Consider the following 24,527-nt stretch of genomic DNA (forward strand, 5'->3'; position numbering starts at 1 on the left):
TCACGCCGGGCTCAGGACTGGTTGAAGAACCCGCCTTCGCGGATCCGCGCCTTGTCCTCAGCCGTCACGTCGACGTTCTGCGGACTGAGCAGGAACACCTTCGCCGTGACGCGCTCGATGCTACCGCGCAGCCCGAATGACAGTCCCGCGGCGAAGTCGACGAGCCGCTTGGCGTCCGCGTCGTCCATCTCCGTCAGGTTCATGATGACGGGCATCCCGTCGCGGAACCGCTCGCCGATCACGCGCGCCTCGTTGTACGTGCGCGGGTGCAGCGTGGTGATCCGGTAGGGCTGCGGCGCCGGCGCGGGAGCCGGGGCCGGGTCGGGCACGACGGCGGCGACCGGCTCGCGGACCGCCAGGCCGGCGGCTCCGACCGGGCCGCTGCTCATGGCGCTCACGCGGGAGGCACCGCCACCGGTCCCGCCCGACGGCGCCAGGCCCAGCGGCCGCGCCGGCGCGACGCGGCGCACGCTCAGCGGCTCGGGAGCACGCACCGGCGCGGGCTCGGGAACCTCCTCGTCGGCGTAGCCGGCCGGGTAGTCGGCCTCGGCGTAGTCGTCGTAGCGGTCCTCGTCGTACCGCCCGTACCGGCGGTCGGCATCGGGATGGTCGGACTGCCGGGCGTCGTACCGGCCGTACCCGCGGGCGTCGTCGTCCTCGACGAGCCCCAGGTAGATCCCCATCCTCCGCATGGCTCCTGCCATCGGACCTCCCCCTCTGCTGGCGTGCTCAGCGTCCACGTTCGACGAGCGTCGACCGGGTCACCCCGGGGCTCCGGAGGCCCGTGTGACTGGTGTGACCCGTGTGTCTGGAGGCGAGGTTAGGGGCCGCCGGCCGAACAACGCGGTTCCGACACGCACGATCGTCGCGCCGGCCGCGACGGCCTCCTCCAGGTCCCCGCTCATGCCGGCGGAGAGCTCTCCGGCCTTCGGGTGGTCGGCACGGACCCGTTCGGCGAGCGCGGCGAGCCGGGCGAAGGCCGGGCCGGGCTCCTCCCCGCGAGGGGCGACCGCCATGAGTCCGCGTAGCCGCAGACCGGGGAGCTCGGCGACCGCGTCGGCCAGCGCCGGCACCTCGGCGGGGTCCGCTCCCCCGCGCGCGCCCAGCTCGCCCTCGAGGCCGCCGAGGTCCACCTGGAGCAGGACGTCGACCGGGCGCTCCGCGGCCTCCCCGGCGCGACCGAGGGCCTGGGCGAGCGACGTCCGGTCGACCGAGTGCACGACCGCGCCGAGCCGGGCGACCGCGGCGGCCTTGTTGCGCTGGAGCTGGCCGATGAAGTGCCACCGGACGGGCAGGTCGGCGAGCTCGGCGGCCTTGCCGATCAGCTCCTGCGCACGGTTCTCGCCGAAGTCGACCTGGCCCAGCCCGGTCAGCGCGCGGACGTCGTCGGCCGGCCAGGTCTTGCTGACCGCGAGCAGCGCGACCGTCGCCGGGTCCCGTCCGGCGGCCCGGGCGGCGGCGTCGATGCGCGCCCGCACCGCGTGCAGGCTCTCCTCGAGCGCGGGCACGGTCAGCCGAGCCAGACCAGGCCGGCCTGGCGCCCGGTGACGCCGTCGCGGCGGTGGGAGAACAGCTGCGGGTCCTCGACGGTGCAGCGCGGGTCGTGGACCACCTCGGTCACCCCGGCGCGCCCGAGGATCTCGGCCAGCCCGGCGCGCAGGTCCAGACCGGGGGTGCCGCGGCGGATGCGGACGGCGGCGGCCGGGGCGACGGCGGCCACCTCGGCCTGCATCGCCTGCGGCACCTCGTAGCAGGCGCCGCACACGGCCGGCCCGAGCAGCGCGGTGACGTGCCGGGCCCGGGCGCCGAGGCTCGCCATGGCCGACAGCGTCGCGGGCAGCACGCCGCGGCGCACCCCCTCCCGCCCCGCGTGGACGGCGGCGACCACCCCGGCGACCGGATCGGTGAGCAGCACGGGCACGCAGTCGGCGGCCAGGACGGCGAGGACCAGCCCGGGGGTGGCGGTGACGAGGGCGTCGGTCCCGGCCACCGGCCCGTCCTGCGGACCGTCGACCACGGCGACCGTGGACCCGTGCACCTGGTTCATCCAGACGAGCCGGTCCTCCCCCACCCCGAGCTCGCGGGCCACCCGCGCCCGGTTGGCGGCGACGTCCCCCGGGTCGTCGCCCACGTGGTCGCCGAGGTTGAAGGAGTCGTACGGCGCACGAGACCGGCCGCCCCGCCGATCGGTCACGACCCTTCGAGGTCGTACCGACGACGGGGCGGCCGGTGGGTGAGTCATGTCCCGACCCTATGCCGGACCGCACCCGGCCTCGGATGCGTGGGACGTCAGGTCGGCCCCCTCGCAGGGTCCCGGCCCGAGCCTGCGAGGGCCGGGGGGCGAGGGGGTCCTCTTACTGCTTGAGGAACTCCGGGATGTCGAGCTCTTCCTCGAAGTCCTCGTTGGACAGCGGCCGACGGCCGTTGATGGCGCTCGGGATCGGCGGCAGCGGCGGAACCGTGATGCCACCGCCCTGGGACGCCGGTGCGGGTGCCGGTGCCGGTGCGGGCGCCGGTGCCGGGCGAGCCGCGGGGGTCGCCTGCCCCTGCGGCGCCGGCGCGAGGCGCTCACCGGTGCCCTGCGGCGCCGGAGCGGCCACGGGGTTCATCGGCGCCACCGCGGGACGACGGTGCGGCGAGAGGCCGCTGGGCACCGCGCCGGCCGACGGGCTCCCGGGTACCGCCGCGGCCGCGCCGTCCTTGCGCACGTTGGGCTTGCCGCTGTCGAAGCCGGCGGCGATGACGGTCACCCGCACCTCGTCACCCAGGGCGTCGTCGATGACGGCGCCGAAGATGATGTTGGCGTCCGGGTGCGCGGCGTCGGAGACCAGCGAGGCGGCCTCGTTGATCTCGAACAGTCCCAGGTCCGACCCGCCGGAGATCGACAGCAGGACACCGTGGGCGCCCTCCATCGAGGCCTCCAGCAGCGGGCTGGCGATCGCCTGCTCGGCGGCCAGCAGTGCGCGGTTGTCGCCGCGCGCGCTGCCGATGCCCATGAGCGCCGACCCGGCCCCGGACATGACCGACTTGACGTCGGCGAAGTCCAGGTTGATCAGGCCGGGCGTGGTGATCAGGTCCGTGATGCCCTGGACACCGGAGAGCAGCACCTGGTCGGCGGTGCGGAAGGCGTCCATGACGCTGACGTTCCGGTCGCCCAGCTGCAGCAGCCGGTCGTTCGGGATGACGATGAGCGTGTCGCACTCGTTGCGCAGCTCCTCGATGCCCGACTCGGCCTGCACCGCGCGCCGCTTGCCCTCGAAGGCGAACGGGCGGGTGACCACGCCGATGGTCAGCGCACCGAGCTTGCGCGCGATGGAGGCGACCACGGGCGCGCCACCGGTGCCGGTGCCACCGCCCTCGCCCGCCGTCACGAAGACCATGTCGGCCCCCTTGAGGACCTCCTCGATCTCCTCGCGGTGGTCCTCGGCGGCCTGGCGGCCCACGTCGGGCTGGGCGCCGGCGCCCAGCCCCCGGGTGAGCTCGCGGCCGACGTCGAGCTTGACGTCGGCGTCGCTCATCAGGAGGGCCTGGGCGTCGGTGTTGATCGCGATGAACTCGACCCCCTTGAGGCCGACCTCGATCATCCGATTGACCGCGTTCACCCCGCCGCCGCCGATGCCGACGACCTTGATGACCGCTAGATAGTTGTGCGGAGGTGTCATGCGGCGCTCCCCAACTGGACCCTCATCCTCAAGTTCAGCCTTACAGTTATGTCAACTTGCTCGACGTGGATGAAGTTAGGTGCGGCCCGAGAGGCGCTACAAGCACCCCGTCGGGCTCGGCGTGTCGGTAGGGCGGAATCCGACCGATCACTCGCGACGCATCGATCACAACTGCACCACTGATCGTGACGACCCGCGCTGGATTCGTCTCAGGTCGGGGTGCAGACTCCCGACCTCCCCAGGAATCACACGCGCGACATTTGTTTCTGCCTCCGGGCGTGTCGCGACTCCCGGCGTGTCGCCCCTCCGGGCCGGTCCGCGCCGTGCGGAGGCACCCCGCGACGCAGCGCAACGGGGTTCCTGTCGAGAGCCTCCGTTAACGGAGGACGACGGCCGACGGGACGGTGAGGTCGAGCTCGTCGGCCGGGTCGAGGGTCTCGGCGTCCAGCTGGTCGAGCAGCGCCGCGAGGATCTCCGCCTTCGTCGCCGATTCGTCCGCGCCGCCCCAGCGCACCACGGTCCCGTCGCCCAGGGTGAGCACGATCGCGTCGGCGTCCTCCGCGCTCACCTGCGCCACCTGCTCGCGGACGGCACCGGGCAGCGCGGCGATGGCGGTGAGCGCGGCGCGGGTGGCCGCGTCGTCGGGACCGGGGTCGCGCACCGCGAGCGGGACGACCCCGGCCGGCGCCTCGCCGGTCACGGTGTCGAAGAGCACGCCCCGCTCGTCGACGAGCGAGCGCCGCCCGGACTCGCCGACGACCGCCAGCGGCGTGCGCTCGACGAGCGTGATGACCACCCGGCTGGGCCAGCCGCGGGTGACGGTCACCGACTCCACCTGCGGCAGCACGGCCACCGCCTCGCGGGCCGCGTCGACGTCCACCCGCAGCAGCGAGCGGCCGTCCGGGATGCCGGCCGCCTCGCGCACCAGCTCGGCGGGCAGCGTCGTGGCGCCGTCGACCTGGACCGTGCGGACGGCGAGCAGCGGCCCGGACCACAGCGCCCAGCCGAGCAGCGCGACCACGACGACGCCGGCGGCCAGCAGCACCGCGCGACGGCGGCGCGCGTGGTGCCGGCGGTTGGGCAGCGGAGTGACCCGGCTGCCGGGGTGCCGGGGTACCGGCCGCCGGGACGACCCGCGGTCACGCGTCGTCGTCCCCGTCCGGCTCACGCGCCCGCGCCCGTCTTCCGCTCCCCGTCCCGCTCGTCGCGTCCGGCCGCGCGGGCCGTCAGCGCCTCGAGCACCTCGGGGCCGACCATCGAGACGTCGCCGGCCCCCATCGTCATCACCAGGTCACCGGCGCGCGCCCGGCCGGCCAGCGCCGGGGCGGCGGCCGACCACGACGGCTCGAACAGCACCCGGTCGGCCGGCAGCGGGACCGCGTCGGCCACCAGCGCGCCGGTCACGCCGGGGACGGGGTCCTCGCGGGCGCCGTAGATGTCCATCACCACGACGTCGTCGGCCAGGCCCAGGGCCTCCCCGAAGCCGGCGGCGAACTCCCGCGTCCGGCTGTAGAGGTGCGGCTGGAAGGCCACGACCAGGCGCCCGTCCCCCACCACCGCGCGGGCCGCGCGCAGCTGGGCGCGCACCTCGGTCGGGTGGTGGGCGTAGTCGTCGTAGACGCGGACGCCGTCGACGACGCCCTTGAGCTCGAACCGGCGGTGCACCCCGCCGAAGCGGCCCAGGCCCTCGATCAGGCAGTCGGCCGGCAGGCCCAGCTCCAGGCCGGTGAGCAGCGCCGCGGCGCTGTTGAGGGCCATGTGCTCACCGGGCACCAGGATGCGCACCCGGCCCAGCTCCGCACCGTCGAGGACGGCGGTGTAGCTGGTGGCGTCGCCCTCGACGCGCAGGTCCTCCAGGCGCAGGTCGGCGTCGGCGGCCCGCCCGTAGGTGCGCAGCCGGGCCGGGGTCGGCACGCCGCGCAGCCGGGCGGAGCCGGGGTCGTCGGCGCACACCACCACGAAGCCGTCCGGGGAGACCGTCTGCAGGAACCGGTCGAAGGCCGCCTCGACCGCGGCCAGGTCGCCGTAGTTGTCCAGGTGGTCGGCCTCGACGTTGGTGACGATCGCGCCGAACGGGGCCAGCAGCAGGAAGGAGCGGTCGCTCTCGTCGGCCTCGGCGACGAAGACGTCGCCCTCGCCCGAATGCGCGTTGCTGCCCGACTCGTTGAGGTCGCCGCCGATGGCGAAGGATGGGTCGACCCCGCAGGCCTGGACGGCGACGGTGAGCATCGAGGTCGTCGAGGTCTTGCCGTGCGTCCCGGCCACCGCGATGCTGCGCCGTCCGGCCATCACCGACGCGAGCGCGACCGCCCGCGGCAGCACCCGCAGGCCGCGCGCCCGCGCCGCCCTGAGCTCGGGGTTGTCGTCCCGGATCGCGGTGGAGACGACGACGGTGTCGGCGCTGCCGAGGTGCTCCTCGGCGTGGCCGACCTCGACCCGCGCCCCCAGCGCGCGCAGCGCCAGCAGCGTCGGGGTGTCCCGCCGGTCGCTGCCCGAGACCGGCACCCCGCGCGCCAGCAGGATGCGGGCGATGCCGCTCATCCCGGCGCCGCCGATGCCGACGAAGTGCACCGCGCCCAGCTCCGCGGGCGAGGGCACCGGCCCCCTCCAGGCGGCGACGTCTGCTGCGCTCATCGTTCGACTCCGGTCCCCGTGGCCACGTCGAGGACCATGTCAGCCAGGCGTTCGTCGGCGTCGGGCGCCCCCGCCGCGGCGGCGTGCCGGGCGTAGCCGGCCAGCGCCTCGGGGTCGGTCAGCAGCGGCACGACGTGCTCGGCGATCCATTCCGGCGTGAGGTCGGCGTCCTCGACCAGCAGCCCTCCCCCGGCCTCGACGACCGGCAGGGCGTTGCGCCGCTGCTCGCCGTTGCCGATGGGCAGCGGCACGAAGACGCCCGGCAGGCCCACGGCGGACAGCTCCGCCACGGTCACCGCTCCGGAGCGGCACAGCGCCAGGTCGGCGGCGGCGTAGGCGAGGTCCATGCGCTCGAGGTAGTCGACGACCACGTAGGGCACCCCGGCGGTCGCGGCAGCGGGCACCTGGACGTCGGTGTTCTTCGGGCCGCGCGCGTGCAGCACCTGGATGCCGGCGGACGCCAGCGCCCCGGCGGCACCCACCGCGGCCCGGTTGAGGGTCGCGGCACCCTGCGAGCCGCCGAACACCAGCAGCGTGGGGCGGTCGGGCTGGAGGCCGAAGGCGGCGCGCGCCTCGGCCCGCATCGCCGGCCGGTCCAGCGAGCCGATCGCGGTGCGCAGCGGCATCCCGACGTGGACGCCCCCGTGCAGCGGCGTCCCCGGCGTCGTCACCGCGACCCGCGCGGCCAGCCGGGCGCCGATGCGGTTGGCCAGCCCCGGCAGGGCGTTCTGCTCGTGCACCACGATCGGGACGCCGGCGCGCCGCGCGGCCAGGTAGGCCGGCAGCGCGACGTACCCGCCGAACCCGACGACGACGTCGGCGGAGAGCTCGTCGAGCAGGGCCCGCGTCTGCGCGACCGCCCGCCGGACCCGGCCGGGCACGCGGAGCAGGTCGACGGTGGGCTTCCGCGGCAGCGGCACCGGCGGGATCAGCCGCAGGTCGTACCCGCGGGCCGGCACCAGCCGGGTCTCCATGCCGCGCTCGGTCCCGAGGCAGGTGATCCGGAGGTCGACGCCGGGACGGCGGCGCAGGGCGTCGGCGAGGGCCAGCATCGGCTCGATGTGGCCGCCGGTGCCCCCACCGGCCAGGACGATCGACAGCGGCCGGGGGCTCGCGGCGCTCATCGCGGTCCCCCGGGCCGCCGGCCCTGCCGCGGCCCCGGGCGCTCGGCGGGTGCGACGCGGGGAGCGCGCTCCGCGGGCCGCTCGGCCCGTGCCGGCCGCTGCGGACGGGCCGGTCGCTCGACCTGGCGCTCCGCCCGGCGGGGCGCTCCGCCCCGGGCGGAGACGACAGTGCGCCCCCCGGTGAGCGCGGGCCGCCCGACCTCCCGGTCCTCGGGACGGCGCCGCGGGCGGACCTGCTCGACCGCCGACGAGGGGGCCGGCAGCAGCAACCGGGCGATGCGCCCGCGGTCCCGCGAGCGCAGCGCCTCCACCGCGGCGGGCTCGGTGCACGCAAAGCGGGCGAGCAGGCCGACGACGGCCAGGGTGAGGATGAGCGAGGTACCGCCCGCGGAGATGAGCGGCAGCGTCACACCGGTCACCGGGAGCAGCCCCACCACGTAGCCCATGTTCATGGTGGCCTGCCCGACCAGCCACACGGTGATGGCCACGCAGGCCAGCTGCACGAACCGGTCGGCGGCCCGGCGGGCGATCCGGAAGCCGGCGTAGGCCAGCACGCCGTAGAGCGTCACCACGACCAGGCAGCCCAGGAAGCCCAGCTCCTCGCCGATGATCGCGAAGATGTAGTCCGACTCCGCCTCCGGGAGGATGTTCCACTTCATCGCGCTGTTGCCCAGACCGACGCCCCACAGCCCGCCGCTGGCCAGGGCGTACATGCCGCGGATGGCCTGGAACCCGCTGTCGGTGGGGTCGGCGAACGGGTCCATGAACGAGGTGAGCCGGTCGCGCCGCTCGGCGGAGAAGGTCACCACGATCGCCAGCAGCCCGGCACCGCCGCCGATCGCCGCGCCGAACCAGCGCAGCGGCATCCCGCCGGCCCAGAGCAGCCCGGCCAGCACCAGCCCGAGGCTCACGACCCCGCCGAAGTCGGGCTCGGCGATGATCAGCAGCGAGAGGATGCCGAACACCGGCAGCACCGGGACCAGCAGCGACGACGTCGTGAGGTAGCGCTCGCGCAGGGCGAGGACGTGGGCGCCCCAGAGCGCGAACACGATCTTCGCCAGCTCCGAGGGCTGGAACAGCGTGACGCCCAGGTCGATCCACTGCCGCGCGCCGTTGAGCCGCACGCCGATGCCGGGCACCAGCACCAGCAGCAGCAGGGCGGCGACGACCACCAGCCCGATCGGGGCCCACCGCCGGATCAGCCCGATCGGCAGCCGCATCGTCACCAGCATCGCGCTCAGCCCCAGGGCGGCCCAGACCAGCTGCTGCACGCCGGGGGCCCAGGCGGGCTGGTCGGCGAGCGCGGCCTCGATCGAGGAGGCCGAGAAGACCATCACCAGGCCGATGAGCAGGAGCAGGCCGGCCGCGCCGAGCACCAGGTGGCAGCTGGTCATCGGGCCGTCGAGCCAGGCCGGGCCCGACCAGCGCACCGGCGGAGCGGGTTCCCGCTCCTCCCGCGGGCCCCGGACCGGACGAGGGCGCGTCTGCGTCGTCGTCATGGCCGCCTCAGCCCAGCGCCCGCACCGCGGCGGCGAAGGCGGTGCCGCGGTGGCCGTAGTCGCGGTACACGTCCATGGACGCCGCGGCGGGCGCCAGCAGGACCGTGTCGCCCGGGCGCGCGAGCTCGCGCGCGGCGGCCACCACGCGCGCCGTCGTCGCCTCGGCCGTCACACCCGTCCCATCCATCCCCTCATCGTCGCCGCTGGGCACCGTCACGACGGGGACCGTCGGGGCGTGTCGCGCCACAGCCGCGGCGATCTGCTCCCGGTCCCGCCCGAGCAGCACCACTCCGGCCAGCCGCGGCGCCACGGCCGCGACCAGCGGGTCGACGTCGGCGCCCTTGAGCAGGCCGCCGGCGATCCACACCACGCGCGGGTAGGACGCCAGCGACGCCCCGGCGGCGTGCGGGTTGGTGGCCTTGCTGTCGTCGACCCAGTCCACGCCGTCGACGGTGGCCACCAGCACGTTGCGGTGGGCGCCCCCGCGGAAGCCGGCCAGCCCGCGGGCCACCGACGCGGCGGGCACGCCGGCCGCCCGCGCCAGGGCGGCGGCGGCCAGCGCGTTGACGGTGTTGTGCGGGCCGGGCACCTGCAGCAGCCCGGCCTCGAGCAGCACCTCCCCGGCGGGGGCCGCGGCGAACGCCCGGTCCACCAGGGCGCCGGACCGCACCCCCAGCTGGCCGGGCCCGGGCTCGCCGAGCGTGACCGTGACCGGGCGGGCGTGCGCGGCGACCAGCGCGGAGGCCACCGGGTCACCTGCGTCGGCGACGGCGACCGGGGCGCGCTCGAGGATCCGCGCCTTGGCGTCGCGGTAGGCGGCGAAGGAGCCGTGCCAGTCGGTGTGGTCGTCGGCGACGTTGAGCACCGCCGCGGCGGCCGGCGCCAGCGTCGAGGACCAGTGCAGCTGGAAGCTCGAGAGCTCGACGGCGACCGTGTCGAAGGTGGGCGTGCCGTCGGGGTCGCGGGCGGTGACGACCTCGACCAGCGGCCGGCCGACGTTGCCCGCGGCCACCGCGCGCCGGCCGTCGGCCTGCAGGATGGCCTCCAGCATCGTCACCGTCGTCGTCTTGCCGTTGGTGCCGGTGACCGCGAGCCAGGGCGCCGGGACGCCGTCGGGCCCGGCGATGCGCAGCCGCCAGGCCAGCTCCGGCTCCCCCACCACCTCGATGCCGCGGCGCGCGGCGTCGGCCAGCAGCGGGGAGTCCGGGCGCCAGCCCGGCGAGGTGACCACCAGGCCGGTGCCCTCGGGCACCGCCGACAGCTCGCCCAGCCACGTCGCCCCCGCGGCGGTCAGCTCGGCGACCGCGGGGCGCTCGGCCGCGTCGGTGAGCAGCACGGAACTGCCGTGGTCGAGCAGCACCCGGGCCGCGGCGACGCCGGACACGCCCAGCCCGGCGACCAGGACGGTCGCGTCGCGCAGGTCGGCCATCGTCAGAGCCCCGCGAAGGAGAGCCAGTCGGCGTAGAACAGCCCCAGCCCGAAGGCCACGGCCATGCCGGTGACCAGCCAGAAACGGACGATCACGGTGTTCTCGGTCCAGCCGGCCAGCTCGAAGTGGTGGTGCAGCGGGGCCATCCGGAACACCCGGCGGCGGGTGGCGCGGAAGAACGCCACCTGGATGACCACCGAGAGCGTGACGGCGACGAACAACCCCCCGAGCACGATGAGCAGCAGCTCGGTGCGGGTCACGATGGCCAGCCCGGAGATGAGGCCGCCGAGGGCCAGCGAGCCGGTGTCGCCCATGAAGATCCGCGCCGGGCTGGTGTTCCACCACAGGAAGCCCAGGCAGGCACCCATGCCCGCCGCGGCGACCAGCGTGATGTCCAGCGGGTCGCGCACCTGGTAGCAGCCGTCGATCAGCTCGGTCGCGCAGTCGTGGGTGAACTGCCAGAACGAGATGACGATGTAGGACGCCAGCACCATGGCCGAGCTGCCGGCCGCCAGCCCGTCGAGCCCGTCGGTGAGGTTCACGGCGTTGGAGAACCCGGCGATGAACAGGTAGGCCAGGATCACGAAGCCGATCGAGCCGAGCGTCAGCGGTTCGATGTCGCGCACGTAGGAGACGACCGTGGACGCCGGGGTGAGCCCGTTGCTCGGGAAGTTGACGGCCAGGACGGCGAAGGTGACGCCCACGAGCAGCTGGCCGACGAGCTTGGCCGTCTTGTTCAGGCCCAGGCTGCGGCGGTGGCGGATCTTGAGGTAGTCGTCCAGGAAGCCGACGGTGCCCATGCCGACCATGAGGAACAGCAGCAGCAGGCCGGTGGCGCTGAAGCCCCAGCCCTCGTTGCCGATGAACGCCAGGTGGGCCACGAGGTACCCGACGACGGTGGCGCCGACGATCACCGTGCCGCCCATCGTGGGCGTGCCCTTCTTGGACAGGTGGCTCTCGGGTCCGTCGTCCCGGATCTCCTGGCCCATGCCCTGCCGCCGGAACAGGCGGATGGCCAGCGGGGTGAGCAGGATCGACACGATCAGGCCGACGGCCACCGCGATGAGGACGCTCCTCACCGCTGGGTCCCCTCGTCGAGCAGGTCGGCGGCGAGCAGCTCCAGGGCGTAGGCCCGGCTGGCCTTCACGAGGACGACGTCCCCGGGGCGCAGCACCTCCGACATCAGCTGGCGGGCAGCGGCCCGGTCCGGCACGAGCACCGACTCCTCTCCTCGACGACGCCCGGCTGCGGCCGCTCCGTCGGCTATGCCTACCGCATCGGACCCCACGGCCACGACGAGGTCGATCCCGGCCGCCGCCGCGTCGCGGCCCAGCCGTTCGTGCTCGGCGTCCGCGTCGGGCCCCAGCTCGGCCATGGCGCCGAGCACCGCGATCCGGCGCTCGGCGGGCATGCCGGCGAGCGCGGCCAGGGCGGCGCGCATGGACTCCGGGTTGGCGTTGTAGGCGTCGTTGACCACGGTGACGCCGTCGGCGCGCCGGGTGACCTCCATGCGCCAGCGGCTGAGCGCGCCGGCCTCCGACAGGGCGGCGGCGACGTCGGCCGGCGCCATGCCTGCGGCGATCGCGGCCGCGGCGGCCGACAGCGCGTTGGCCACCTGGTGCTCGCCGACCACGCGCAGCGCGACGGGGTGCTCCTCGCCGGCGGCGACCAGGGTGAACCGGGCGCGGGCGGACTCGTCGAGCACGACGTCGGTGGCCCGCACGTCGGCGTCCGCACCCCGGCCGGTGGTCACGACGCGGGCCCGGGTGCGCGGGGCCATGCCCAGCACGCGCGGGTCGTCGGCGTTGAGCACGGCGGTGCCGTCCTCCGGGAGGGCCTCGACGAGCTCGCCCTTGGCCTGCGCGATGACCTCGGCGCTGCCGAATTCGCCCAGGTGCGCGGAGCCGACGTTGAGCACGATGCCGATCTGCGGGCGGGCGACGGCGCAGAGCCGGGCGATGTGGCCGATGCCCCGGGCGCCCATCTCCAGCACCAGGTGCTCGGTGTCCTCGTCGGCGGAGAGCACGGTCAGCGGGAGGCCGATGTCGTTGTTGTGGGACCCGGGCGGGCTCACCGTGGGCCCGGCGGCGGCGAGCACCTGACCGAGGAGGTCCTTGGTGGAGGTCTTGCCCGACGAGCCGGTGAGGGCCAGGGTGCGCAGGCCGCCGGCGGTGAGCCGGGCGTGCACGCCGGCGGCGAGCCGGCCCAGGGCCGTCACGGGGTCGTCTACGACCACGCAGGGCAGCGCGGCGTCGGGGCGCGCGCAGAGCGCGCCGACCGCGCCGGCGGCGGCCGCGGCGGCGAGGAAGTCGTGCCCGTCCACCCGCTCCCCCGCGACGGCGACGAACAGGTCGCCGGGGCCGACGGCGCGCGAGTCGAGGGTGACCGCGCCGGAGACGGTGGTGCCGGGGTTGCCGCCGGTGAGCGTCCCCCCGGTCAGCTCGGCCACCTCGGCCAGCGTCAGACCGATCATGCGGGCCGCTCCGTCGAGCTCAGGACCTCGCGGAGGACCGCGCGGTCGTCGAAGGGGTGCACCGTGCCGGCGACGTCCTGGCCGGTCTCGTGCCCCTTGCCGGCGACCAGGACGGTGTCGCCGGGCCGGGCCAGCCGCACGGCCGCCTCGATCGCCGCGCGCCGGTCGCCGATCTCCAGCACCTCGGCCCGCCGGCCCTCGGGCACGTCGAGCACGCCGGCGAGCATGGCCGCGCGGATCGTGGCCGGGTCCTCCGACCGCGGGTTGTCGTCGGTGACCACGAGCACGTCGCTGCCCGCGGCCGCCGCCGCGCCCATGGCGGCCCGCTTGCCGGGGTCGCGGTCGCCTCCGCAGCCCAGCACCGTGATCAGCCGCCCGGACGACGTCGTCCGCAGCGCGCCGAGCGCGGTGGCGACCGCGTCGGGCGTGTGCGCGTAGTCGACCGCGGCGACGAACGGCTGGCCGACCTCGACCGGCTCCATCCGCCCGGGGACCACCGTCGTGGCCACGCCCTCGAGCGCGGCGTCCACCGGTACGCCGACGGCGTCGAGCAGGGCGACGGCGAGCACCGCGTTGGCCACGTTGAACCGGCCCGGCAGCCGCACGCTCCCCTGCCGGCGCAGCCCCCCCGGGCCGTGCAGCACGAAGGTGGAGCCGCCGTCGGGGCCCGCGGCGATGTCGGTCGCCCACCAGTCCGCCTCGGCCCCGTCGATGGACACCGTGGCCGGCCGCGGCCGCCCGGGCCGGTCGACCAGTCGCCGGCCGTGCTCGTCGTCGGCGACGACGACCTCGGCGGCCGCGCGCCCGTCGAACAGCAGCGCCTTGGCCTGGAAGTACTCCTCCAGGTCACCGTGGAAGTCCAGGTGGTCCCGGCCCAGGTTGGTGAAGCCGGCGGCGGCGAAGCGGACGGCGCCCACCCGGCCCAGCACCAGCGCGTGGCTGGAGACCTCCATGACCACGGTGGTCACGCCGGTCTCGGCCATGGCGGCGAGGAGGGCGTGCACCGCGGGCGCCTCGGGCGTGGTCCGCTCGCTGGGGATGGCGGTCACCGTGCCGTCGGTGGCCCGGGTCCGCGTCTGCACGGTGCCGATGAGGCCGGAGGCCTGCCCGGCGGCGGCGAGGCCCGCCTCGACGAGGTAGCTGGTCGTGGTCTTGCCGTTGGTGCCGGTGATCCCGATGACCCGGAGCCGCTCGCTGGGCCGGCCGTACACGCGGTCGGCGACCTCGCCCAGCACCGCGCGGGGGTCGTCCACCACGCAGACCGACAGCCCGGTCGCGGCGGCGTCCGCGGCCCCGGTGGGATCGGTGAGGACGGCGACGGCGCCGCGCTCGACCGCCTCGCCGACGTACCGGACACCGTGGGTGCGGGCGCCGGGCAGCGCGGCGTAGAGGTCACCCGGGCGGACCTCGCCCGAGGCCAGGGTGAGCCCGGTGACGAGGACCTCGGGGGTGCCCTCGGCCGGCCGGCCGACGAGATCGGCGAGCGCGGACAGCGGCACGGGGCGCGGGTCGCGTGGCCGGCTCCCCGAGGGCCGGGGGGCGGACCCGGCGTCGGTCGGGGTCACGGGGCTCCAATCTACCGGCGGCACCCCCCCGGCCCGCGGGACGCCACGATCATGGGCGCGGCCGGTACCGGCCCGTGGCAGGGTCCGGCCACGGGCTCGCGGGCGGGAGGGTCCTTATCCGCCGAGGCGGAAGTCGGGTCGGGGGGTGCCCGAGGGGACGATGCCGTCGGCGGTGAGCGCGTACCGGAGGATGTCGGCGAACACCGGTGCGGCCACCTGGCCGCCCTCGGCGGAGCTGGTGGGGCGCTCCAGGTCGACGGCGACGACGTACTGCGGGTCGTCGGCGGGCGCGAAGCCCACGAAGGTGGTCACGTAGCCCCCGCCGTCGTAACGGCCGGTCTCGGGGTTGGCGCGCTGGGCGGTCCCGGTCTTGCCCGCGACGCGGAACCCGTCGATCTCCCCCAGCGGCGCGGTGCCGCCGGGGCCGACGACGGCCTCGAGCATGTAGGCCAGCGAGTCGGCGGTGTCCTCGCTGATCACCCGCGTGGACGCCGGCTCGTCCGTCGGGCGCACCGTCCCGTCCGGGGAGGTGACCGAGCGGACGATGCGGGGCTCGACGCGCACCCCGCCGTTGGCGATGGTCTGGAAGACCGAGGCCATCTGGAGGGTCGTCACCGAGACGCCCTGGCCGATGGCGATGTTCGCGGCCCGGATGCGGCTCCAGTCCGCCGAGTCCTGGAGGATGCCGGCGCTCTCGCCGGGCAGCTCGATGCCGGTCTCGCTGCCGATGCCGAAGGCGCGCAGGTACTCCTCGAGCTTCTCGTCACCGACCTCGCGGGCCAGCATGATCGTGCCGACGTTGCTGGACTTGGCGAGGATGCCGGTGACCGTCCAGTCGATCGGCGCGTGGTCGTGGGCGTCGGTGACGACCCGGTCGCCGGCCTGGATGTGCCCGTTGACCTCCAGCACGCGGTCCGGCGTCGCCTTGCCCTCCTCGACGGCGGCGGCCAGGGTGATCGCCTTCATCACCGAGCCGGGCTCGAAGACGCTGGAGACGATGGGGTTGCCGAGGAGGTCCGGGTCGGTCTCGGAGTACCGGCCGGGGTCGTACCCCGGGCAGGAGCCCATGGCCACGACCTCGCTGGTCTTCACGTCCAGCACGACGGCCGACGCCCGCGTCGTCGCCCCGTCGGTGCACGCCTGGCCGAGGCGCTGCTCGGTCACGTACTGCAGGTCCTGGTCGACGGTGAGGGTGACGTCGCTGCCGTCGGTGGCCGGCACGGCCTCGTCGATGCCGCGGGAGGGGATCGGGTTGCCCCCGCTGCCCACCTCGACCCGGCGGGTGCCGGGCGTGCCGGCGAGCACGTCCTCGAAGGTCTGCTCGATCCCGGCCAGCCCCTCCCCCTCGCGGCCCACGAAGCCGACGACCTGGCCGCCGACCGCTCCGGTCGGGTAGAGCCGCACGGGGTCGTCGACGAGGACGATGCCCGGCAGCTCGAGCTCCTCGACGGCGTCGGCGGTCTCCGGCGGCACCTGGCTCGCCAGCACGACGTAGCGGCCGTCGGCCGACAGCTTCTCGGTGAGCTCGCGGACCGGCACGTCCAGCACCGTGGTCAGCGCCAGGGCGGTCCGCGCCGGGTCGCCGACCACGGTCGGGTCCGCGGTGACGCGGGAGGCGTCCACGGTGTAGGCGAACGGCCGGCCCTCCCGGTCCTGCACCTCGCCGCGGATCGCCTCGATCGGGAAGGTGCGCAGCCGGTCCTGCGAGGCTGCGTTGGCGTACGCCGCGCCGTCCACGCCCTGCACCACGGCCAGCCGGCCGATGACGACCACGAGCAGGGTGATCAGCAGGATCAGGCCGACCCGGTTGCGCCGGGTCCGCTGGGCCAGGGTCAGCCCCGCTCCCCCGCTGCGCCGGCCGCCCGGGGGCCGGCGCGAGGTGAAGGGACCCGGACCGGAGCGCGGCAGCGGCCGGCCTCCGCTGCGGGAACTCCCGCCGGGGCCGCGGACGGTTCCCGCCACGGTCAGTTGCCTCCCGCGGGATGCTCCGCCGGTGCCGGAGGCGCCTCGGCGGGCGCCGGCTCGCCGCGGAGCACGGGGGCGCCCTCGGGGTCGAGGACCAGGTAGGCGGCCGCGCCCGAGGGCACCAGCCCGGCGGCGACGGCGGCCTGCGCGATCGCGGCGGGGGTGTTGCCGTCGACCACCTGGCGCTCGAGGCGCTGCACGTCCTGCGCCCGCTGGGCGTTCTCCGCGCGCAGCCGCGTGGCCTCCAGCGAGTCGACCGCGATCGCGGTGTTGAGCACGAGCAGGCCGAGGGTGGTGCCGGCCAGCAGTGCGACGACGAGCAGCACGAACGGCGCCCGGCGGGAGCGCAGGGCGGTACGGGCGCTGCGGCGGGGACGGGGCGCGGGGGCGGCGACCACGCTCAGCTGCGGCCGCGGGGACCGCGGGGCCGTCCGCGTGGGGACGGCCCGGGCGGACGACGTCCGCTGGCCGAGGGGGACGCGGGCGGTGGCACGGCTGCTCATGCGGCCCTCCGGATGCGCTCGGCCGCGCGGACGCGGGCCGAGGCCGCGCGGGGGTTGACGGTCAGCTCGGCGTCGGACGCGGCCTCGCCGCCCCGGGTGAGGAGCCGGAGCACGGGGCCGTGCTCCGGCAGGGGCACGGGCATGCCCTGGGGCGTGGAGTCGGTCGCGCCCTCGGCCAGCGTCTGCTTGACGATGCGGTCCTCGAGGGAGTGGAAGGTGATGACGGCGATGCGCCCGCCGACCGCGAGCGCCTCGATCGCCGCGGGCAGCGCGCGCTCCAGCACACCCAGCTCGTCGTTGACCTCGATGCGCAGCGCCTGGAAGGTCCGCTTGGCCGGGTGGCCGCCGGTGCGGCGGGTGGCGGCCGGGATGGACTCGCGCACCAGGTCCGCGAGCCGCCCGGTGGAGGTGAAGGGCTCGCGGGCGCGCTCGCGGTCGATGGCCGCGGCGATGCGGGAGGCGAAGCGCTCCTCGCCGTAGACCCGGAGCACCCGCGCCAGCTCCTTGGCCGGGTAGGTGTTCACGATCTCCGCGGCGGTGCGCCCGGTGTGCGGGTCCATCCGCATGTCCAGCGGGGCGTCGGCGGAGTAGCTGAAGCCGCGGTCGGGCCGGTCCAGCTGCAGCGAGGAGACGCCCAGGTCGAACAGCACCGCCTGCACCTCGGCGATGCCGAGGCGGTCGAGGACGTCGGGCAGCTCGTCGAAGACGGCGGGGACCAGGGTGACGCGGTCGGTGTGGCCGGCGGCCTCGATGCGGCGGGCGGCCTCGGCGCGGGCGTCGGGATCGCGGTCCAGGCCGACGAGGCGGAGGCCGGGGTGGGCGTCGAGCAGCGCCAGCGAGTGGCCGGCCAGGCCGAGGGTGGCGTCGACGAGGACGGCGCCGGGCGCGGCGCAGGCGGGGCCGAGGAGCTCGGTCACCCGCTCCAGCAGGACGGGCACGTGCACCGGGGCCCCGGGCGCGCCGGGCGCCTCGGTCGGTCCGGTGCTGCTCATCGTCGACTGCCTCTCGGGTTCCGGTGGAGCGCCTGCGATGGTGCCGCGCCCCGGGGCGCGGCGGCAGGAGGTGCCGCCGCTGCTGAGGGGGGCCGGACGGATGGGACGCGTCGGGTGGATGGGGCGGGAGCGGGCGGGGTGGGGCGCGGTGGGGACCGTGGAGCGGAGTGGGGAGCCGGCCCGCGGGGCGCCCGCCTGGCGTCGGGGAAGAGCGTCAGGTGGTGCCCCGCGGGGCCGGGAGGTCGCCGGGACCGGCTCGCCGGGGAGGGCGGTCCGGTGTCGCACGCGGTCCGGTGCGGATCGACGAGGAGCGGGGACCCAGCAGCGGGGAAGGCGGCTGGGGCTCCGACCCGGTCGAGCCGCGGGGAAGGCGGCTCGTTCGGGGCTCTCGGGGACCCGGGTGGGGGCCGGTGGAGGCGACCGGGATCACGACAACGTCGGCATCCCCTCGCTCTCCAGGTCGGCGTACGCCGCCTCCAGCTCGGCCACGTAGGCCTCCCAGTTGGTGGCGTCCCAGATCTCGAAGCGGGTGTCCACACCGACGACGACGACGTCGCGGTCCAGGCCCGCGTAGTCGCGCAGGCTCGCGGGGATCGTGATGCGGCCGGTCTTGTCCGGCTCGATCTCGACCATCGACCCGAAGCTCATGCGGGCGGCCATGCGGGCGCGGGCGGTGTCGGAGGGGGCCATGGCGGCCATCGCGGCGCTCTGCTCGGCGACCCGGGCCATGGTCAGGCCGTAGACGCAGCGCTCCTGGCCCTTCTTGATCACCATGCCGTCGGCCACCTGGTCGCGGAAGCGGACCGGGAGGGCGAGCCGGCCCTTCTCGTCGAGCCGCAGGGGGTAGCTGCCGACGAACACCGGATCACCCCCCGCATCTGTCCTCCATCGGCTCCGCAGCGACCCCTGAGCGGTCCCTGCCTCCCCACCGAGCGACACAGTAACCCACTGGCCCCCACTGGACACCACTTCGCACCGTGTCGTGGCTAGGCGCCCCACCCGGGCCCCGCACCGGGTCGCACCCGGGCACGGAGCGGGGCCGATCGCCCCCGCGCGACCGCCGACGCCACGTACCGTGGGAGAGGTGACCGAGGCCACGCGGACGACCGGCGGAGCCACCGGCGAGGGCGTCGACGTGGCGGCCACCGCCGGCCGGATCGCGGAGAACGTCGGCCGCGTGGTGCAGGGCAAGGACCGCGTCGTCCGGCTGGCCCTGGTGACGCTGCTGGCCGAGGGTCACCTGCTCGTCGAGGACGTGCCCGGGGTCGGCAAGACCACGCTGGCCAAGGCGCTGGCCGCCTCGATCGATGCGACGGTCCGCCGCATCCAGTTCACCCCCGACCTGCTCCCCAGCGACGTCACCGGCGTCGCGGTGTACGACCAGGAGTCGCGGGAGTTCGAGTTCAAGCCCGGCGCGATCTTCGCCAACGTGGTGGTGGCCGACGAGATCAACCGCGCCTCGCCCAAGACGCAGTCGGCCCTGCTGGAGTGCATGGAGGAGCGCCAGGTCACCGTCGACGGCGTCAGCTACGAGCTGGCCCGCCCGTTCCTCGTGATGGCGACGCAGAACCCGCTGGAGATGGAGGGGACCTATCCCCTGCCCGAGGCGCAGCGGGACCGCTTCACCACCCGGGTGTCGATGGGCTACCCCGACCAGGACGCCGAGCTGGCGATGCTCGACGACCGGTCCACCACCGATCCGCTGGCCGGGCTGCTCCCGGTCGCCGACGCGGCCTCCGTGAGCGAGCTGATCGCCGCCATCGGCCGGCTGCACGTCTCCGAGGCCGTGCGCCGCTACGTCGTCGACCTGGTCGGCAGCACCCGCCGCTCCCCCCACCTGCGCCTGGGCGCCTCCCCGCGCGCCGGTCTCCAGCTGCTGCGCGCCGCCCGTGCGTCCGCGGCGCTGGCCGGCCGGGACATGGTGCTGCCCGACGACGTCAAGGAGCTGGCCGGTCCGGTGCTGGCCCACCGGCTGCTGATGGCCCCGGCGGCGGCCGGCGGCGGTCGCACCGCCGAGCACGTGGTCGCCGAGCTGGTGGCGACGCTGCCGGTACCCCGCGGGCGCTGACGCCGGTGCCGGGACCGGGAGCGACGCGGACCGCGCTGACCCGCCGTGGCCGGTGGCTGCTGGCCGGTGGTGCGGCGCTGCTGGGGGCCGGCGCGCTGCTGGGCGAGCGGTCGGTGGTCCAGCTGGCCGTCTTCGTGCTCGCCCTCCCGCTGGTCTCCGCGCTGGTGGTGACCCGCGAGCGGTTCCGCCCGGTGGTGGCGCGCAGCGTGGACCCGGCGCGGGCCCGGCGGGGTGAGGACGCCGAGGTGTCGCTCGAGATCGCCAGCGCCGGCCGCGGCCCCGGCGCGACCTGGCTGCTCGCCGAGCAGCTGCCCCCCGCGCTCGGCACGGACCGGCGGTTCACCCTGGCCCGGTTGCCCGTGGGCCGGCGCACCGTCCTGCGCTACCGGCTGCAGCCCTGCCGCCGCGGCCGGTACGCCCTGGGCCCGCTGCGGTCGCGGGTGGTGGACCCCTTCGGGCTGGTGGAGCGCAGCAACCCGGGGGCGGGCACCACCCCGCTGCTCGTCGTCCCCCGGGTGCAGCCGCTGGGCGCCGCGGGCCCGCTGGACGGGCACGGCGGCGAGGGGTCGCGGCGGTCGATCGCCGTGCACGGCGAGGACGACGTGAGCATCCGCGAGTACCGCCGGGGGGACGACCTGCGCAAGGTGCACTGGCGGGCGACCGCGCGCACCGGCGAGCTCAAGGTCCGCCTCGAGGAGCGCCCGTGGCGGGCGCGGACGACCGTGCTGCTCGACGCCCGCCGTCCCGCGCACCTGGTCGCCCCCCAGCACGACCCCGACCCGGCCGACAGCCTGGAGTGGGCGGTGGAGGCCGCCGCCAGCATCGCGGTCGCGCTCGGCGGGCGCGGCCACGAGGTCCGGCTCGTCACCGAGGCCGGCGAGCTCGCCGGCTCCGGCCGGGTGCCGGCCGGCCCCCTGGGCGGCGCACCGGAGGAGCTGCTGGACCGGCTGGCCACGCTCGTGCCGTCGTCCCGCACGGACCTCGCCCCCGGCATCGAGGTGGTGCGCCGCATCGCCGGTGACGGGCAGGTCGTCTGCGTGCTGGGCGCCCTGGGGCCCGAGGACGTCGCCGACCTCGTCCGCGTCCGGTCCGGCCCCTCGGCGGGGCTCGCGGTGCTGCTCGACCTCGGGAGCTTCCTGCCGGGGGTCCGCGGCTCCCGCCCCGGGACGTCGGCAGCCGGCACGACGCTTGCCGACCAGCGCGAGGAGGTCGCCGGCGTGCTGCGGGCGGCCGGCTGGCGGGTGGCCGTCGCCCGCGCCGGGGAGCCCGTCGCCGCGGTGTGGGCCGCGCTCGCCGGCCGGCCGGCCGCGGAGGCGCTCCGGTGAGGCATCCCGACGTCCGCACCTCCGTGGCCGCCGCCGCCGCGACGGCGCTGGGCGCGCTGGCGCTCTCCCCCGTCTTCTCGGCCGGCGACTGGGTGCGCCCGGTCCTCAGCGCCGTGCTCGTGGTCCTCTTCTCCGGGCTGGCGCTGCGCTACGCCGGCGAGGCGATCGCCGCCCGGGCCTTCGCCGGGCGCGCGGTCCCGCCGCTATGGGCCGCGCTCGGCACGGTGCTGGTGCCGGTGGGTCAGCTGACCGCCCTGACCGCGTACCTGACCGCCCGCTTCACCTCCGCCGACGCGGCGTGGGGTGTCCTCCCGACGCCGGACGGCGTCGGCGCGCTGCTGGCGGTGCTGCGCGACGGGGCCGACGAGATCCGGGAGCAGGTGGCACCCGCCACCCCCGTGGCCGCGCTCGCCGCCCTGGTCGCGGTGTTCGTGGGCCTGGTGGCGGTCTTCGTCGACCTGCTGGCCGTGGCGGGGCGGCAGGCCGCCGTCGCCGGGCTGGCCCTGCTGGTCCTCGTCGGCGTGCCGGTGTTCACCCTCGGCGGCGACATCGGCCTGGTGCCGGTCGTGGCGCCCGCCGCCGGGCTGGCCCTGCTGCTGTGGGCCGATCAGTCCCGGCAGCTGGACCCCGGCGCTCGCAGCAGCGGCACCCGCGGCGCGGGCGGCGCCACCGCCGTCCGCATCGGCGTCGTGGCGGTGCTCGTGGGGGTGCTCGGCGGCGGCATGCTGCCCACCCTGGCCGAGGGGTCGCTGGGCGGCGGCACGGGAGGCTCGGGCGGCACCGGGACGTCGCTGGACCCGGTCGCGGCCATGCGCGGGCAGCTGACGCGCAACGAGCCCGTCGACCTCCTGCGGCTGCGGACCGACGTGCCCGACCCCGGCTACCTGCGCTCGGTGACGGTGGACCGGTACGACGAGGAGGCGGGCTGGATCGAGGGCGACCCCGGCGCGCTGCTGCCCTTGGACGCCCAGCTGCCGAGGCCGCACCCGCGGGCCGCCGGGCGGCCGGTGAACGCCACCATCGACGTGATCTGGCACGACGACCGGTACCTGCCGGTGCCCGTCGCACCGCTGTCGGTGCGGCTGGAGGGGGACCAGGAGGGCTGGCGGCTGGACCCGACCCTGGGCAGCGTCGTGGGCGAGGACGAGAGCAGCGCCGACCGGAGCTACGAGGTGGCCGCCTCCGAGGTGCGCCCGACGGCGGAGCAGCTGCAGGCCGCCCCGGCGCTGCGCCCGGGGCACCCCGTCCGTGACCGCTTCACCGCCCTGCCCCCGCTCGACCCGCGGGTGCAGGAGCAGGTGGACGCCCTGGTGGACGGCGTGGAGGGCGGCTACGACCGCGTCCGGCGGATCATGGACTTCTTCACCGACCCCGCCAACGGCTTCGACTACGCCCTCTCCACCGATCCGGGCACGAGCGGGAACGACCTCCTGGACTTCCTGACCGAGCGGCGGGGGTACTGCGAGCAGTACGCGGGGGCGATGGCGGTCATGGTGCGGGCCGCCGGGATGCCGGCCCGGGTCGCGCTCGGCTACACCCCCGGGACGGTGCAGGAGAACGGCACCCGGGTGATCACCAGCGACGACGCGCACGCCTGGGTCGAGGTGTACTTCTACGACCTGGGCTGGGTGCCCTTCGACCCCACGCCGATCGACGTCGACCGGCGGGCCGACCTGCCGTGGGCTCCCCGGGTGGCGGTCGAGGACTTCCCGGAGCAGGAACCGGTGCTGCCGGAGATCCCGCCGGAGCAGCTGTCGCTGGCCGACCCGGTGGTGCCGCTGGGCTCCGAGCTGGACCCCTCGGACGCGGTCGGTGAAGTCTCCGCGGACGCCGGGGACCGGACCTGGCCGGCCCGTGCGGGGCTGGGGGCCCTGGCCGCGGCCGTGCTCGCGCTGCCGGCCGGGGTGCGGTTGCTGCAGCGGCGCCGGCGGCTGGCCGCGGGGACGCCGCGCACGCTGTGGGACGAGCTCACCGCCACCGCCGACGACCTCGGCATCGACCGGGACCCGGCCTGGACGCCGCGCGAGGCCGGCCGCGCCCTCGCCGGGCGGACGGCCGGCACCACCGGGGCCGAGGCGATCACCCGGCTGGCGCAGGCCGAGGAGCTGGCCAGCTACGGGCCGGGCGCCGGGGCCCGGGACGACGACCTGCCCGCGACGCTGCGCACCGCCCGGCGGGAGCTGGTCCGGGCCGCGGGCCGGCGGGCCAGGGTGCGGGCGGCGTGCTGGCCGGCGTCCCTGCCCGCGGCGGTGCGGGCCGGGCTGCCGGCGTGGGCGCGCCGGCTGCCCGAGCTCCCCCGCGCCTGGCGGCGGGTGTGACGGGCCGCCGCCGCGCGGGCTAGCGCGCCAGCCCTCCACCGGTCCACGCCTCGTCGGAGGTCACCTCGCGCACGACGTCGAGCCAGCCGGGGACGCGGTCGGAGGGCTCGCCGCCGTCGTCGATCTCCGCGACGAGCGCGCCGTCCTCGTGCTCGTCGACGGCGACCAGCCACCCGTCCCGCGCGACCGTGTGCCGCTTCTTGCGGAGCGTGCGGGCGGGCAGCGCGGCCAGGACCTCCCACTCCGCGTCGTCCAGGTAGAGCGAGGTGCAGGCGATCTCGCCGGGCCCGTCGGAGAGCCGGACCTTGTGGCCGAGCTTGCGGACCACTGTGCCGTCGGGCCCGTGCACCTCGCGCAGCCGCAACCGGGTGCCGATCAGGTACCGGTCGACGATCTCCCGGGTGGCGGTGACGCTCTCCGGCAGGCTCGCGAGCAGGTACCGGCGCTCCCGCTCCACCACGGCGTACTTGAGCGGGTGCGCCACGGCCGTGGGGTACGAGTCGTCGGCTACTGGTCGTAGCGGCGGCGGAACCGCTCCTCGAGCCGGGTCTTCAGCGGCTGGCGTCCTCCGCGGCTGCCGCGGCTCCCACGGGCGGGGCCGGACGGTCCCCGCCCGTTCGCCGGCGCGGGGCCGGGCTCGACGGCGCCGGTGGCGACCTTGTAGTTCAGGACGGCGAGGGCGAGCCCGCCGAAGGCGACGAGGGACCCGAGGGCCCCGATGAGCCACTCCTGCGCGACAGCGCCGCCGACGAGGATCGCGAACCCGACGACGACGAGCACGGCGCCGAGCTGCAGGCGCCGACGCGACCGCAGCCGGCGGTCACCGGTGCGGACGGAGGACGCGAACTTGGGATCGTCATCGACGAGGGCGCGCTCGATCTGCTCCAGCAGCCGTTGTTCGTGCTCGGAGAGCGGCACGTCGACCTCCAGGTGGGCGGAGCCAGGGCCGTCGGAGGCTCCCGCCGACGGT

21 protein-coding genes are annotated in these 24,527 nt (G+C 76.3%); 3 read left to right on the plus strand and 18 right to left on the minus strand.

Annotation, left to right across the window (positions count from 1 at the left end):
• Positions 1 to 11: 11 nt before the first annotated feature.
• From sepF to mraZ, 16 genes are all read right to left on the minus strand, one after another.
• On the minus strand, positions 12 to 683 hold the full coding sequence (gene sepF / locus DQ239_RS21260) for a cell division protein SepF (RefSeq protein ID WP_304542101.1): 672 nt from the start codon (positions 681 to 683) through the stop codon (positions 12 to 14).
• Between the two features lie 78 nt (positions 684 to 761).
• On the minus strand, positions 762 to 1,508 hold the full coding sequence (locus DQ239_RS06060; protein WP_113833510.1) for a YggS family pyridoxal phosphate-dependent enzyme: 747 nt from the start codon (positions 1,506 to 1,508) through the stop codon (positions 762 to 764).
• Positions 1,509 to 1,510: 2 nt separating this feature from the next.
• Complete coding sequence (gene pgeF / locus DQ239_RS06065; RefSeq protein WP_233488813.1) at positions 1,511 to 2,194, minus strand: peptidoglycan editing factor PgeF; 684 nt, start codon at positions 2,192 to 2,194, stop codon at positions 1,511 to 1,513.
• A 160-nt stretch (positions 2,195 to 2,354) separates the two neighbouring features.
• The gene (ftsZ, locus tag DQ239_RS06070) at positions 2,355 to 3,662 is read right to left on the minus strand and encodes a cell division protein FtsZ (protein WP_113833512.1); all 1,308 of its coding nucleotides are present in this window, start codon (positions 3,660 to 3,662) and stop codon (positions 2,355 to 2,357) included.
• A 376-nt stretch (positions 3,663 to 4,038) separates the two neighbouring features.
• Positions 4,039 to 4,830, minus strand: a complete 792-nt coding sequence (locus DQ239_RS06075) for an FtsQ-type POTRA domain-containing protein (protein ID WP_113833513.1) — start codon at positions 4,828 to 4,830, stop codon at positions 4,039 to 4,041.
• Positions 4,827 to 6,296: a UDP-N-acetylmuramate--L-alanine ligase gene (gene murC, locus DQ239_RS06080; protein ID WP_113833514.1), complete on the minus strand. Its 1,470-nt coding sequence runs from the start codon at positions 6,294 to 6,296 to the stop codon at positions 4,827 to 4,829. Before murC ends, DQ239_RS06075 begins: the two co-directional genes overlap by 4 nt.
• Complete coding sequence (gene murG, locus DQ239_RS06085; protein WP_113833515.1) at positions 6,293 to 7,420, minus strand: undecaprenyldiphospho-muramoylpentapeptide beta-N-acetylglucosaminyltransferase; 1,128 nt, start codon at positions 7,418 to 7,420, stop codon at positions 6,293 to 6,295. The genes murC and murG overlap by 4 nt, the downstream gene beginning before the upstream one ends.
• The gene (gene ftsW, locus DQ239_RS06090) at positions 7,417 to 8,919 is read right to left on the minus strand and encodes a putative lipid II flippase FtsW (RefSeq protein ID WP_233488815.1); all 1,503 of its coding nucleotides are present in this window, start codon (positions 8,917 to 8,919) and stop codon (positions 7,417 to 7,419) included. The genes murG and ftsW overlap by 4 nt, the downstream gene beginning before the upstream one ends.
• 7 nt (positions 8,920 to 8,926) lie before the next feature.
• Positions 8,927 to 10,348, minus strand: a complete 1,422-nt coding sequence (gene murD, locus DQ239_RS06095) for a UDP-N-acetylmuramoyl-L-alanine--D-glutamate ligase (protein WP_113833516.1) — start codon at positions 10,346 to 10,348, stop codon at positions 8,927 to 8,929.
• A gap of 2 nt (positions 10,349 to 10,350) precedes the next feature.
• Positions 10,351 to 11,427, minus strand: coding sequence for a phospho-N-acetylmuramoyl-pentapeptide-transferase (gene mraY, locus DQ239_RS06100; RefSeq protein ID WP_113833517.1), 1,077 nt, complete (start codon positions 11,425 to 11,427; stop codon positions 10,351 to 10,353).
• A complete protein-coding gene (gene murF, locus DQ239_RS06105; RefSeq protein WP_113833518.1) occupies positions 11,424 to 12,821 on the minus strand; it encodes a UDP-N-acetylmuramoyl-tripeptide--D-alanyl-D-alanine ligase in 1,398 nt (465 codons plus the stop codon). The genes mraY and murF overlap by 4 nt, the downstream gene beginning before the upstream one ends.
• Positions 12,818 to 14,386: a UDP-N-acetylmuramoyl-L-alanyl-D-glutamate--2,6-diaminopimelate ligase gene (locus DQ239_RS06110; RefSeq protein ID WP_113833519.1), complete on the minus strand. Its 1,569-nt coding sequence runs from the start codon at positions 14,384 to 14,386 to the stop codon at positions 12,818 to 12,820. Before DQ239_RS06110 ends, murF begins: the two co-directional genes overlap by 4 nt.
• A 114-nt stretch (positions 14,387 to 14,500) precedes the next feature.
• Positions 14,501 to 16,348 carry a penicillin-binding protein 2 gene (locus tag DQ239_RS06115; RefSeq protein WP_233488816.1) on the minus strand — a complete coding sequence of 616 codons (1,848 nt, stop codon included), beginning with the start codon at positions 16,346 to 16,348 and terminating at the stop codon, positions 14,501 to 14,503.
• 2 nt (positions 16,349 to 16,350) lie between these two features.
• The gene (locus DQ239_RS06120; RefSeq protein ID WP_113833520.1) at positions 16,351 to 16,854 is read right to left on the minus strand and encodes a hypothetical protein; all 504 of its coding nucleotides are present in this window, start codon (positions 16,852 to 16,854) and stop codon (positions 16,351 to 16,353) included.
• Entirely contained in the window at positions 16,851 to 17,846 is a 996-nt protein-coding gene (gene rsmH / locus DQ239_RS06125; RefSeq protein WP_113833521.1) for a 16S rRNA (cytosine(1402)-N(4))-methyltransferase RsmH, read from the minus strand. The genes DQ239_RS06120 and rsmH overlap by 4 nt, the downstream gene beginning before the upstream one ends.
• 426 nt (positions 17,847 to 18,272) lie before the next feature.
• A complete protein-coding gene (mraZ, locus tag DQ239_RS06130; protein ID WP_113833522.1) occupies positions 18,273 to 18,707 on the minus strand; it encodes a division/cell wall cluster transcriptional repressor MraZ in 435 nt (144 codons plus the stop codon).
• Positions 18,708 to 18,930: 223 nt separating this feature from the next.
• On the opposite strand from mraZ, the gene DQ239_RS06135 reads away from it, so the two are divergent.
• The 3 genes from DQ239_RS06135 to DQ239_RS06145 are packed head-to-tail and all read left to right on the plus strand — an operon-like array spanning position 18,931 to position 23,557.
• Positions 18,931 to 19,914: an AAA family ATPase gene (locus tag DQ239_RS06135; RefSeq protein ID WP_113833523.1), complete on the plus strand. Its 984-nt coding sequence runs from the start codon at positions 18,931 to 18,933 to the stop codon at positions 19,912 to 19,914.
• Positions 19,915 to 19,919: 5 nt separating this feature from the next.
• Positions 19,920 to 21,239 (plus strand): DUF58 domain-containing protein, encoded by a 1,320-nt coding sequence (locus tag DQ239_RS06140; protein ID WP_113833524.1) that lies wholly within the window; start codon positions 19,920 to 19,922, stop codon positions 21,237 to 21,239.
• Positions 21,236 to 23,557, plus strand: a complete 2,322-nt coding sequence (locus DQ239_RS06145; RefSeq protein WP_147252011.1) for a DUF3488 and transglutaminase-like domain-containing protein — start codon at positions 21,236 to 21,238, stop codon at positions 23,555 to 23,557. The genes DQ239_RS06140 and DQ239_RS06145 overlap by 4 nt, the downstream gene beginning before the upstream one ends.
• Before the next feature lie 19 nt (positions 23,558 to 23,576).
• On the opposite strand, the gene DQ239_RS06150 is transcribed toward DQ239_RS06145, so the two are convergent.
• Positions 23,577 to 24,041 carry a hypothetical protein gene (locus DQ239_RS06150; protein ID WP_113833526.1) on the minus strand — a complete coding sequence of 155 codons (465 nt, stop codon included), beginning with the start codon at positions 24,039 to 24,041 and terminating at the stop codon, positions 23,577 to 23,579.
• A gap of 23 nt (positions 24,042 to 24,064) precedes the next feature.
• A complete protein-coding gene (locus DQ239_RS06155; protein WP_113833527.1) occupies positions 24,065 to 24,475 on the minus strand; it encodes a DUF3040 domain-containing protein in 411 nt (136 codons plus the stop codon).
• Between the last annotated feature and the right edge of the window lie 52 nt (positions 24,476 to 24,527).

The sequence above is a fragment of the Blastococcus sp. TF02-09 genome (assembly GCF_003319105.1).
Lineage (GTDB): Bacteria > Actinomycetota > Actinomycetes > Mycobacteriales > Geodermatophilaceae > Blastococcus.

What these genes read in the sequence shown, in the direction of transcription:
- sepF (WP_304542101.1), bottom strand. Translation starts at nt 683, where the DNA reads ATGGGGATCTACCTGGGGCTCGTCGAGGACGACGACGCCCGCGGGTAC.
- ftsZ (WP_113833512.1), bottom strand. Translation starts at nt 3,662, where the DNA reads ATGACACCTCCGCACAACTATCTAGCGGTCATCAAGGTCGTCGGCATC.
- murC (WP_113833514.1), bottom strand. Translation starts at nt 6,296, where the DNA reads ATGAGCGCAGCAGACGTCGCCGCCTGGAGGGGGCCGGTGCCCTCGCCC.
- murG (WP_113833515.1), bottom strand. Translation starts at nt 7,420, where the DNA reads ATGAGCGCCGCGAGCCCCCGGCCGCTGTCGATCGTCCTGGCCGGTGGG.
- ftsW (WP_233488815.1), bottom strand. Translation starts at nt 8,919, where the DNA reads ATGACGACGACGCAGACGCGCCCTCGTCCGGTCCGGGGCCCGCGGGAG.
- murD (WP_113833516.1), bottom strand. Translation starts at nt 10,348, where the DNA reads ATGGCCGACCTGCGCGACGCGACCGTCCTGGTCGCCGGGCTGGGCGTG.
- murF (WP_113833518.1), bottom strand. Translation starts at nt 12,821, where the DNA reads ATGATCGGTCTGACGCTGGCCGAGGTGGCCGAGCTGACCGGGGGGACG.
- DQ239_RS06120 (WP_113833520.1), bottom strand. Translation starts at nt 16,854, where the DNA reads ATGAGCAGCCGTGCCACCGCCCGCGTCCCCCTCGGCCAGCGGACGTCG.
- rsmH (WP_113833521.1), bottom strand. Translation starts at nt 17,846, where the DNA reads ATGAGCAGCACCGGACCGACCGAGGCGCCCGGCGCGCCCGGGGCCCCG.